At 71.9% G+C, this 11,092-nt stretch carries 10 protein-coding genes; all 10 read right to left on the bottom strand.

Annotation, left to right across the window (positions count from 1 at the left end):
• Positions 1-356 (bottom strand): flavodoxin-dependent (E)-4-hydroxy-3-methylbut-2-enyl-diphosphate synthase (locus ABZ312_RS18515; protein ID WP_500438200.1); only part of this gene is annotated, 356 nt, incomplete at its 3' end.
• A gap of 7 nt (positions 357-363) precedes the next feature.
• On the bottom strand, positions 364-1,392 hold the full coding sequence (hpnH, locus tag ABZ312_RS18510) for an adenosyl-hopene transferase HpnH (RefSeq protein WP_500323860.1): 1,029 nt from the start codon (positions 1,390-1,392) through the stop codon (positions 364-366).
• Positions 1,393-1,397: 5 nt separating this feature from the next.
• On the bottom strand, positions 1,398-2,000 hold the full coding sequence (locus tag ABZ312_RS18505) for a phosphorylase family protein (protein WP_500323859.1): 603 nt from the start codon (positions 1,998-2,000) through the stop codon (positions 1,398-1,400).
• The gene (gene shc / locus ABZ312_RS18500; protein ID WP_500358957.1) at positions 2,000-4,027 is read right to left on the bottom strand and encodes a squalene--hopene cyclase; all 2,028 of its coding nucleotides are present in this window, start codon (positions 4,025-4,027) and stop codon (positions 2,000-2,002) included. Before shc ends, ABZ312_RS18505 begins: the two co-directional genes overlap by 1 nt.
• Before the next feature lie 98 nt (positions 4,028-4,125).
• Complete coding sequence (locus ABZ312_RS18495; protein ID WP_499515201.1) at positions 4,126-5,247, bottom strand: polyprenyl synthetase family protein; 1,122 nt, start codon at positions 5,245-5,247, stop codon at positions 4,126-4,128.
• Positions 5,244-6,689 (bottom strand): hydroxysqualene dehydroxylase HpnE, encoded by a 1,446-nt coding sequence (hpnE, locus tag ABZ312_RS18490; RefSeq protein ID WP_500323857.1) that lies wholly within the window; start codon positions 6,687-6,689, stop codon positions 5,244-5,246. The genes ABZ312_RS18495 and hpnE overlap by 4 nt, the downstream gene beginning before the upstream one ends.
• A gap of 186 nt (positions 6,690-6,875) precedes the next feature.
• Positions 6,876-7,784 (bottom strand): presqualene diphosphate synthase HpnD, encoded by a 909-nt coding sequence (gene hpnD, locus ABZ312_RS18485; protein ID WP_499515199.1) that lies wholly within the window; start codon positions 7,782-7,784, stop codon positions 6,876-6,878.
• Between the two features lie 26 nt (positions 7,785-7,810).
• Complete coding sequence (hpnC, locus tag ABZ312_RS18480; RefSeq protein ID WP_500438198.1) at positions 7,811-8,740, bottom strand: squalene synthase HpnC; 930 nt, start codon at positions 8,738-8,740, stop codon at positions 7,811-7,813.
• Between the two features lie 572 nt (positions 8,741-9,312).
• A complete protein-coding gene (locus ABZ312_RS18475; protein WP_500323855.1) occupies positions 9,313-10,104 on the bottom strand; it encodes an ABC transporter ATP-binding protein in 792 nt (263 codons plus the stop codon).
• Positions 10,097-11,020: an ABC transporter permease gene (locus ABZ312_RS18470; RefSeq protein WP_500323854.1), complete on the bottom strand. Its 924-nt coding sequence runs from the start codon at positions 11,018-11,020 to the stop codon at positions 10,097-10,099. The genes ABZ312_RS18475 and ABZ312_RS18470 overlap by 8 nt, the downstream gene beginning before the upstream one ends.
• Positions 11,021-11,092 lie beyond the last annotated feature (72 nt).

The raw sequence follows: 11,092 nt of genomic DNA, 5'->3' as shown, positions 1-11,092 counted from the left end.
CGCACCGCCGCACAGCCCGCGTCGATCGCCGCGAACACGTACTTCGGCTGGAAGTGGATGTCCGCGATCACCGGGATCTGCGACTTCCTCGCGATCTGCGGCAGCGCGTCCGCGTCGTCCTGCGAGGGGCAGGCGACCCGGACGATCTGGCAGCCCGCCGCGGTCAGTTCGGCGATCTGCTGCAGGGTCGCGTTGACGTCGGCGGTGAGCGTGGTCGTCATGGACTGGACGGAGACCGGGGCGTCGCCGCCCACCGCCACCGACCCGACCTGGATGCGCCGCGAACGGCGGCGCTCCGCGAGCGGCCGGGCCGGGACGGAGGGCAGGCCGAGCTGGACGGGCTCGACAGCTGTCATCGCGACGTCACTTCCCGCGGTTGCCGGCGATGGTCTCCCGGGTGGCCCTGATGGACTCCTTGAGGGAGGTCATCGTGGCCAGGACGGCGGTCGGCTCGTAGCCGCAGTGCGCCATGCAGTTGGCGCAGCGCGGGTCCTTGCCGCGGCCGTACTTGCTCCAGTCGGTGTCCTCGACGAGCTCCTTGTACGTGGTCACGTAACCGTCGCTCATCAGGTAGCAGGGGCGCTGCCAGCCGAACAGGGAGTAGTTGGGGATCGCCCAGGCGGTGCAGGGGAAGTCGACCTTGCCTTCGAGGAAGTCCAGGAAGAGGGGGCTGTGGTTGAGCCGCCACTTCTTCCGGTTGCCGCCCGAGAAGGCCTTCTTGAACAGTTCCCGGGTCTGTTCCACGCCCAGGAAGTGCTCCTGGTCGGGAGCCTTCTCGTAGGCGTAGGCCGGCGAGATCATCATCTCGTCGACCTGCAGGTCGTCATTGAGGAAGTTGAGCACCTCGATGATGGTCTGCGGGGTGTCGGTGTTGAAGAAGGTCGAATTGGTGGTGACCCGGAATCCGCGCCGCTTGGCCTCCTTGATCGCCTCCACCGCCTCGTCGAAGACGCCTTCCTTGGCCACCGACTCGTCGTGCCGCTCACGCAGTCCGTCGATGTGCACGGCGAAGGCGAAGTAGGGCGAGGGGGTGAACTTGTCCATCTTCTTGCGCAGCAGCATGGCGTTGGTGCAGAGGAAGACGTACTTCCGCTTCGCCACCAGTTGCCGCACGATCTCGTCGATCTGAGGGTGCATCAGCGGTTCGCCGCCGGCGATCGACACCATCGGCGCGCCCGATTCGATGACGGCGCCGACGGCCTGCGCCACCGGCATGCGCTGCTTCAGCACACCCGCCGGGTGCTGGATCTTTCCGCAGCCCTCGCATTTCAGGTTGCAAGCGAAGAGTGGCTCGAGCTCGACGATGAGCGGGAACTTCTCGCGCCTGCGGAGCATTTTCTGTTCGAAGAGGTAGGTGCCGACCCTGATGGACTGTCGGAGTGGCATGGCCATCTAGCTCACCTCCAGGGGAGCGTGGTAGAGCGGTGCCAATCGAGAAAGGCAGGAAGCAGGTCCCTCAGCACGCGGAAAGCGGTGATCCCCGTGCGGAGCGTGCCGACCCGCACGAGCTCGAACTCGGGCGTGTCGACGACCACGCGGGCCGCGGCGACCGGGCGTGGACCCCGGGCGAGCGCGGCCCGCATCATCGCCGCCGACTCCATGTCGACGGCGACGGCACCGGTGGCCCGGAGCGCCGCCCGCTCCGGGCCCCGTACGACGTGGTCCGACTCGGCGAGCCGGCCGACGTGCACGGTGTGTCCCGCCGCCTTGAGGGCGGCGGCGAGTGATTCCCCGTCACGCGGCTCGTCGGCGACGACCACGTCGCCCGGCCGCATCCCGGGGGCCAGCCCGGCGCAGAAGCCGGTGGTGAGGACCGCCGCCCCGTCCAGGGCGGGGTCGCGCAGCGCGGCGGCGACGGCGCGTTCCGCGGCCTGGGGCCCCATGCCCGTGCGCACGAAGGCGATCGGGCCCGCGGCGTGGCTGCGGTCGCCGCCGCGCAGGGCGAACCGTTCCACCCGTAGCGCGCAGACGATGAGCAGAGGTGGGCCGGCCGGCCCCATCAGGCCCCCTTCCGTAGCCCGCCGAGCGGCTCGCCGTGCACGTAGCGCCCGAGGGCGGTGAGCGGGAAGACCATCCGGTAGAGGTGGTAGTTGATGGAGAAGTCCCGGGGGAAGCCGGTGCCGGTGAAGTACGGCTCGTCCCAGGACCCGTCCTCCTTCTGGGTCCGCGCCAGCCAGCGCACCCCGCGCCGTACGGCCTCGCCCTCGCGTTCGCCGGCCGACAGCAGGGCCAGCAGGGCCCAGGCCGTCTGCGAGGCGGTGGACTCGCCGCGGCCGACCCACTCGTCGGAGGAGTAGGAGCGCAGGTCCTCGCCCCAGCCCCCGTCCTCGTTCTGGACGGACTCCAGCCAGCCCACCGCCCGCCGGATCGCGGGGTGGCCCGCCGGGAGGCCGGCCGCGACGAGGGCCGGGACCACCGATCCGGTGCCGTAGATGTAGTTGACGCCCCAGCGGCCGAACCATGCGCCGCTGCGCTCCTGTTCGGCGAGCAGCCAGTCGATCCCGCGCCGGGTGTGCGGGTCGTGCTCCAGGCCGAGGGCGGCCAGCATCTCGACCACGTGGGCCGTGACGTCGGCCGACGGCGGGTCGATGACCTCACCGAAGTCGCAGAAGGGCAGCCGGTTGGGGAAGGCGCTGGTGTTGTCGGCGTCGAAGGCGCCCCAGGCGCCGTTCTTCGACTGCATCCCGACGTTCCAGCGCACCCCGCGGTCGACCGAGGCCTTCACCCGCTCCGGGTCCGGGTGGTCGACCCTGATCAGGGCGAGGACCACCTCGGCGGTGTCGTCGATGTCGGGGTAGGTGTCGTTCTGGAACTCGAACGCCCAGCCACCGGAGGGCAGGCCGGGCCGCTGCACGGCCCAGTCGCCGCGCTTGGTGATCTGCTCCCCCAGCATCCAGTCCGCCGCCTTGACCAGCGCCGGGTCATCGGCGGGGACGCCGGCGTCGGCCAGCGCGATGGTCGCCAGGCAGGTGTCCCAGACCGGGGACTGGCACGCCTCGATCATCCGCGTGTCCTTGTCCGGCCAGACCGCGAAGTCGTCCAGCGCCTTGAGTCCGGCGCGCAGCACGGGGTGGTCGAGGTCGTAGCCGAGCAGGTGGAGCGCGATGACGGAGTACACGGCGGGCGGCTGGATGCCGCCGAAGCAGCCGTCGTTCTCCTGGCGTTCGATGATCCAGCGCGCCGCCGAGCGCATCGCGGCACGGCGCAGCGGACGGACGGTGACCTTGCGGTAGGCGTGCAGGGCCCGGTCGACCCGCTGGAAGAACCCGTCCCAGCTGGACAGCGGTGCCCGCGGGACCGGCGGATTGGGCCGCGCGGGGTCGGTGTGCAGCTCGTCGAGGGTGAACGGGGCGGGCCGTACGGGCCGGTGGGCGCCGACGATCGTCAGCGGCACGATGGTCTGCCGGGCCCAGCTGGCGAAGGAGTAGATGTTGAGCGGGACCCACTTGGGCAGGTAGATGAGCTCGGGCGGCAGCTCCGGGAGGTCGTCCCAGCGCCACCAGCCGAACAGCGCGAGCCAGATCCGGGTGAAGACCCGTGACCGCGCGATGCCGCCCTGCTCGCGGACGAAGGCCGAGGCGGCGGCCATCCACGGCTCCTCGGGGGCGTCACCGGCGAGCCGCAGCGCGACGTAGGCCTCGACGGTGGCCGAGAGGTCGCGCGGCCCCCCGTGGAAGGTGGCCCAGGCGCCGTCGTCGCGCTGCTGGGACCTGATCCAGCGGGCGGCGGCCCCGACGACCCGTTCGTCCTGGATGCCGAGGAACTGACGGAGCAGCAGGTCCTCGGCGTCCATCGTCACGTTGGTCTCGAGGTCGCCCTTCCACCAGCCGTCAGGATGCTGACGCGCCAGCAGGTGGCCGGTGGCCCGGCGCGCGGCCTCGGCCGCGAGCTCCTCGGTCGTTCCGGTGCTGCCGCCGGGCCAGGGAACTGACGCCGGTTCCGGAATCGCGCCCGCGGTCTTCGTTCTGGCCGAGGGTGTCCCGCGGGCCGCCTCGCCCCCGGGACCGCCGTCGGTCGTCGCTGTCATGGCTTCCCCTTTGCACAGTCGTTCCGTCTGCGGTGTTGGGGCTGCCGTCGGCCGTCACGCGCGCCCGGCCGGCGACGTACTGCGCTCCAGTTGTTTCCCTACTTCTCGCGAACCACCACGAAATCCGCCAGGCCCACGAGCTTACGGCGAACTTCTCCCGGCATGTCCATTTTGTCGAGTGCGGCGATCGCGGTGGCGTACTGCCGGCGGGCTTCCCGGGAGGTCCACTCCCGGCCACCGGCCTCCTCGATCAACGCCGCCCTCGTCGCGAACTCTTCCTCGTCGAAGGACTCGATGTCATTACGGTCCGATGAATCCGCGGCCTTCGCATCCGCGGCCAGGAGTTCGGCCAGGCGCTGCGAGGCCGAGCCGCCCGCGGCCAGCGCCGCGACCACCGGCAGGGACTTCTTGCGCTGGCGCAGGTCGCTCCAGGTCTGCTTGCCGGTGGCGGCCGGGTCGCCCCAGATGCCCAGCAGGTCGTCGACGGCCTGGAAGGCCAGGCCGAGGTGGTAGCCGTACTCCTCCAGGGCGTCCGCGTCGGCCTCCGAGGCGCCGCCCAGCACCGCGCCGATGGAGCAGGCGCAGGCCAGCAGGGCGCCGGTCTTGTTGCCCTCCATCTCCAGGCACTCCTCGACGGTGACCCGCTCGCGGTGCTCGAAGGAGATGTCCTGGGCCTGACCGTCGATCAGCTTGCGGGTCGCGGTGGTGATCCGGCGGGTGGCCCGGCCCGCCTCGACGGTGCCCTGCTCCAGCAGGATCTCGTTGGCGAGGGCGAAGAGCGCGTCGCCGACCAGGATGGCCTGGGCGGGGCCGTGCACCTTCCAGACCGTGTCGCGGTGGCGGCGCTGCTCGTCACCGTCCATCAGGTCGTCGTGCAGCAGGGAGAAGTTGTGCACCAGCTCCACGGCGACCGCGCCGGGGACGCCCACCTCGGGGGCGGCGCCCGCCGCCTCCGCGGACAGCAGTGCGAGTGCGGGGCGCACGGCCTTGCCGCTGTCGCCGTGGGACGGGTTGCCCGCGGCGTCGATCCATCCGAAGTGGTAGGCGGCGACGGTGTCCATCGGGGGTGCGAGGCGGTCCACGGCGGCGCGCAGCACCGGCGTGGACAGCTCGCGGCCGCGCTCCAGCAGCACGGTCACGGTCTCTCTGTCGACGCCCGCGGTCATCTGCTCGTTGCCAGCGGTCACATTCTCTCCTCTGATTGCACTGGTCATGCTCATACCGGCTCCAGGCCTTCGATTGCGAAGGTACGTGGGTCGAAGGGATGGCGGAGTGCGGTCAAAGCTGCGCGGGAGGCTTGCAAACCGCTGCGGACCGCGCTTTCCATCGTCGCGGGCCAGCCGGTGGCGGTCCACGCACCGGCGAGCCAGACGCCCTGCGCGCGGGTACGGGGACCCGGGCGGAGGGCGCCGACACCGGGGGCGGGCGCGAAGGTCGCGGTCCGTTCCCTGGTGACGAAGAAGTCCAGGACGGCGGCCTCACGCGCGGCCGGGAGCAACCGCTCCAGCTCCGGCAGGTAGCGCGCCCGCAGCTCGGCCACGGGGAGGTCGATCTCCTCCTGGGCCGCCGACTGGGACAGGGCGACGTACTGGCCTTCGCCGGTCAGGCCGGAGTGCTCCGTACGGTCGAAGACCCACTGCACGGGGCTGCCGAGGGCGGCGAGGAAGGGCTGCCGCAGGACCTTGCGGTCGTACACGACGTGCACGTTGAGGATCGGCGCGGTGCCGATGCGCAGCAGCGCGTCCTGGTCCGCCAGGGCGCCGGCGGGCAGCAGCCCGTGGGCTTCCTGCTGGGGCACGGCCAGCACGACGGCGTCGGCCGTGAAGCGCTCGGCGCGCCCGGGACCGGTCTCGGCCTCGACCTCCCAGACCGGTCCGCCCTCCCCGGGGCCGCCGTCGGCGGACCGTACCGGCTCGGGCGCGTCCGTGCGGGTGAGCGAGGTGGCGCGGGTGCGCAGCAGGGTGCGCACGCCCGCCTTGTCCAGGGCGGTGCGGGCGCGGTCGTCGTGCAGCTCGCCGAGCGGGCGGGCGGCCCAGCCGATGTCCGCCGCGCCCGGCGCGGAGAGCAGCCCGGTCTTGAAGACCATGGCGGCCAGGCCAAGTGACGCCTCGTCGGCCGTGGCGTTGAGCGTCGCGACGCCGACCAGGTCCCACAGCGCCTCGACGGTGCGGGCCGACTGGCCGTGCTCGCGCAGCCAGCTGCCGAAGTCGACGGCGTCCAGCGCCGGGTCGGTGGGGTCGAGCGAGCGCAGCGCGAGCGCGGCCCGCCCGACGGACGCCCGCTCGCCCAGGGACAGGTGCGGGTAGGTGGCCAGGCTGGCGGCCAGGTGCAGCGGTACGGGCAGCCCCGCGCGGCGCAGCCGGCCGAGCCGGGGCCGGGAGGTGGCCACGTCGAGCACCGGCACGTCGAGCCGGTCCTGGAGGGTGACGAGGTCGGCAGCGTCGATGCGTTCCAGGAACCGCAGGTAGGCGACGCAGCACCGCAGGAAGACGTGCTGGCCGTTGTCGACGGTCAGGTCGCCGCGCCGGAAGGAGAAGGCGAGCCCGCCGAGCCGGGGCCGGGCCTCGAGCAGGGTGACGCGGAGCCCGGCGTCGGCCAGTGCCAGCGCCGCCGTCGTGCCCGCGAGCCCGCCGCCGATCACGACGGCCGTGCGCTCAGCCATGCGTCCTCCCCCGGGTGCCGCCGCGCGCGGCGCGGCGCACCATTGCCGACAGTGACGCCTCCGGCACGACGGCGGTTGCCTCACGGCGGCGGAAAACGGCGGTTTTCCGCGAGGCTGCCGCTCCCGTGCCGGTTGCGGTGCTTTTGCCGGTGCGGGGGAAGGCGCCCGCGGCCGGTGGAGCGGGCGTCACACGCGCCTCCTGGCGGCACGTCGGGCGTCGAGACCGGCGAGGCCGCGCGCCGCGACGTACGCCTTCTGGTGACCGGGCAGCGAGACCCGGCCGCGGAGGACGGCCTCGGGGTCGGCGGCGATGCGCTCCAGGAGACGGCGGTAGATGCCGGCCATGGCGGAGACGCAGGCGCCGCTGCGGCGGTCCAGCATGGGCAGCAGCCGGTACCCCTCGGCGAACAGGGCGCGGGCCCGCTTGACCTCGAACTCGACCAGGCCCGCGAAGTCGGACCCCGGCGGCGGGGTGTCGGTGAGGAACCCGCCGGAACAGCCGAACTTCGCGAGGTCCTCGGCGGGCAGGTAGGTGCGCCCGTTGGAGGCGTCCTCGCGCAGGTCCCGCAGGATGTTGGTGAGTTGCAGGGCGAGCCCCAGGGTGTCCGCGTACTCCGCGGCGCGCTCCCGGCCGGGCGCGCCGGGCACGGTGCCGAAGACGCCGAGCGAGAGCCGGCCGATGGCGCCGGCGACGCACCGGCAGTAGGAGGCGAGGTCGTCCCAGGTCTCGTAGGTGTCGCCGCGCAGGTCCATCTGCACGCCGTCGATCAGCTCGTCGAGCCCGCCGAGCGGGAGCGGGAAGCGGCGGGCGGCGTCGGCGAGCGCGACGGCCACCGGGTCGGTGTCGTCCTCGGTGACGGCGCCCTCCCGGACCCGGGTGAGCAGGGCCCGGGTCCCGTCCAGCCGCTGCTGCTTCTCGGGGAGGTCGAGGTCGCCGTCGCCGATGTCGTCCACCCGCCGGGAGAAGGCGTACAGGGCGGACATGGCCTGTCGCTTGGGGGTGGGCAGCAGCCGGATGCCGTAGGCGAAGTTCCGGGCCTCGTGGCCGGTGACGACCTCGCAGTAGCGGTAGGCCGCGAGTACCGGGCCGGACATGCGATCGGAGCCGTTCACGGTCCGGCTCACCCCTCTCTTCGCAATGTCGACCCCACCTCGCGCAGCAGGCTGAACGTGCCCGCCTTGGGCGGACCCGGCAGCACGTCGTACCCCGCGTCCGCGATCGCCCGCAGGGCGGCGCGGCCTCCTCCGGCGAACCCGGCGAGCAACAGCCTGAGCCTGCCGTGGACGCTACCCACCAAGGGGGTGCCTTCATTCAGGAGGTCTCGGGCGCGTTCGGCTTCGTACGCGACCAGTGCGCGCACCGGTGCGCCTGCGTTCGCGGCGGTGAGATCGGTTTCGGTGACGCCGAAGCGCTTCATGTCCTCGGCGGGCAGGTAGATGCGGTCGCGGCCGAGGTCCTCGGCCACGTCCTGGAGGTGCTCGATGATCTGCAGTGCGGTGCAGATCGCGTCCGAGCGGCGGATCCGCTCGGGTGTGGCGGTGCCGGTGATGCCGAGCACGAGCCGGCCGACCGGGTTCGCCGACAGCTCGCAGTAGGCGAGGAGGTCCTCGTAGGTGGCGTAGCAGCGGACGACCTGGTCCTGGCGGTTGGCCTCGACGAGGCCGAGGAAGGGCGCGGGCGTGAGGCCGTGGCGCCGGACGGTGGGCTGCAGGGCGCGCAGCAGCGGGTGGCGGACGTCGTCGGGGCCTGCGTCGAAGACCCGGCGCAGGTCCGCCTCGAAGGCGTCGAGCATGGCGAGGCGGTCCTCGGCCGCCTCCGCGGGCAGCCCCAGCCGTACCGCGTCCGTGCGGCCGCCGTCGGCCAGGTCCCCGTCGCCGATGTCGTCGACGAGCCGGGCGAAGCCGTAGACGGCCATCAGGTCGGCGCGCCAGGAACGGGGGACGAAGAAGGGTGCGACGGGGAAGTTCTCGCGGGCCGCCTTGTCGAGGACGGCACGTGAATGAGGATCCGGCGCCGTGCCAGCCCGTGCCTCGGGCTTGAGACCGGTCACCGTGGACGTCCCGGTGTGCGGGCGGTGGGTGTTTTCTCCCCAGGGGTCCACAGAGCCATTGCCGTCACATCCCCCGTTCTACACCGATAGCCCATTACACCCAATTTCGGACACGCCGCTCCTATAATTCCTGCTCCTGGCTGTCCCGGCACTCGAACCGACTCTCCGGACGTATCGCCCGAGATCCGGCGATTGAGTACCGCTACAGCTTACGGCGCGGACCCGCTCCGGCGTGCGCCGGGGGGCGGACCGATGTCGATCCGAAAGCAGCAACGCACGAACCGTGGGTTCCTGTCCCCGGTGTCTCGCAAAATCCCGGGAAAATCATCGGCCTCATTCGCCCCGTGGTCCGCGCGCCGCGGATGCGCCGGGCGCGCGCCCACTCACTTGGCGTATCCGTACGCGGACCCGCCGGCGTCCCGGACGAAGGGATCGGCGCCGGGTGGACGGCCGCCGTCGCGGCCGTGGCCGAGCGCGGGCGAACACCACGCGGGAGCGGGAGAGTTCGGCGGACCGCCCGGGACGTGCGCCGGCCCGCGCCTCCTGTCGGGGGCGCGGGCCGGCCTGCGGGGTCACTTCGAGGTGAACTCCTCGTACGCCTTCAGCACGATGTCGGTGGGGCCGTCCATGCGCAGCTCGCCCTTCTCCAGCCACAGCACGCGGTCGCAGGTGTCGCGGATCGACTTGTTGTTGTGGCTGACCAGGAAGACCGTGCCGGCCTCCTTGCGCAGCTCGCGGATCCGCGCCTCGGAGCGCTTCTGGAACGATCGGTCACCGGTGGCGAGCGCCTCGTCGATCATCAGGACGTCGTGGCTCTTGGCCGCGGCGATCGAGAAGCGCAGCCGGGCCGCCATGCCGGAGGAGTAGGTGCGCATCGGGAGGGAGATGAAGTCGCCCTTCTCGTTGATGCCGGAGAACTCCACGATCGACTCGTAGCGCTCCCGCACCTCGTCCTGCGACATCCCCATCGCGAGACCGCCGAGGATCACGTTGCGCTCGCCGGTCAGGTCGTTCATCAGGGCGGCGTTCACGCCGAGCAGCGAGGGCTGGCCCTCGGTGTACACCTTGCCGCTCTCCGCGGGCAGCAGGCCGGCGATGGCGCGCAGCATGGTGGACTTGCCCGAGCCGTTGGAGCCGATCAGCCCGATCGCCTCGCCCCGGTAGGCGGTGAAGCTGACGCCGCGCACGGCGTGCACCTTGCGGACGTTCGGATCGCCCCTGCGGGTGACCAGACGGGACAGGGCGCCGACGGCACTGCCCTTGCTGCTGCCGGCGCCGTGCACCCGGTACACGATGTGCAGGTCGTCCACGATCACGGTGGGGACGCGCTCGCCGCCCTCGGCGGTCTCGTTGTGCTCAGCCACGGCCGTACCTCTCCTCGGCCTTCCAGAAGTAGACGAAGCCCCCGATGCCCATGACCAGGGCCCAGCCGAGCGCCAGCGCCCACACGTGCGGGGGCAGCTGCTCGGCGGTGAAGCTGTCGATCAGCGCGAAGCGCATGAGGTCGATGTAGACGGCCGCCGGGTTGACGTCCAGGGCGATCTTGACCGCGGTCGGCGCGGCCGCCGCGAAGTGGCTGATGCTGTACATGACACCGGAGGCGTACATCCAGGTCCGCAGGATGAACGGCATCAGCTGCGCGAGGTCGGTCATCTTGCTGCCGAGCCGCGCCATCACCAGCGCCAGGCCCGCGTTGAAGACGCACTGCAGGACGAGCGCGGGCGCGACGAGGACCCACGACGGCCCGGGCACCTCGCCGGTCATCAGCACGATGGCCAGCAGCACGAACATCGACATCAGCAGCTGCTGCAGCTGGACCAGGGTGAAGGCGATCGGCAGGCTCGCCCGCGGGAAGTGCAGCGCGCGGATCAGCCCGAGGTTGCCCGAGACGGCGCGCACCCCCGCCAGCACCGAGGACTGGGTGAAGGTGAAGATGAAGACACCGGTGACCAGGAAGGCGATGAAGTTGTCGACACCGCGGTCGGTGCCCAGCAGCAGGCCGAAGATGAAGTAGTAGACGGCCGCGTTGAGCAGCGGCGTCAGCACCTGCCACAGCTGGCCCAGCCGGGCCTGGGTGTACTGGGCCGACACGCGGGCCCGGGCGAACGCCGAGATGAAGTGACGGCGGCTCCACAGCTGCCGTACGTACTCGGCGAGACCCGGCCTGGCACCACTGACCGACAGGCCGTACTTGGCCGCCAGCTGGGACGGCGTGAGGCCGCCGCCCGCCGGGGGCACCGGGCCCACGGCGACCGCACCGCCGTGCGTTGTCTCGCTCACAGTTGACACTTTCGTCCTCTTGGCGCGCCACGGGCCGGGCCCGTCGCGCGGGGTCACTCATTTCCGAGCTTG

The sequence above is a fragment of the Streptomyces sp. NPDC006207 genome, assembly GCF_040613835.1.
Taxonomy (GTDB): domain Bacteria; phylum Actinomycetota; class Actinomycetes; order Streptomycetales; family Streptomycetaceae; genus Actinacidiphila.
Note: the sequence above shows the minus strand (reverse complement) of the source record. Positions and strands in the feature narration are given on the sequence as shown.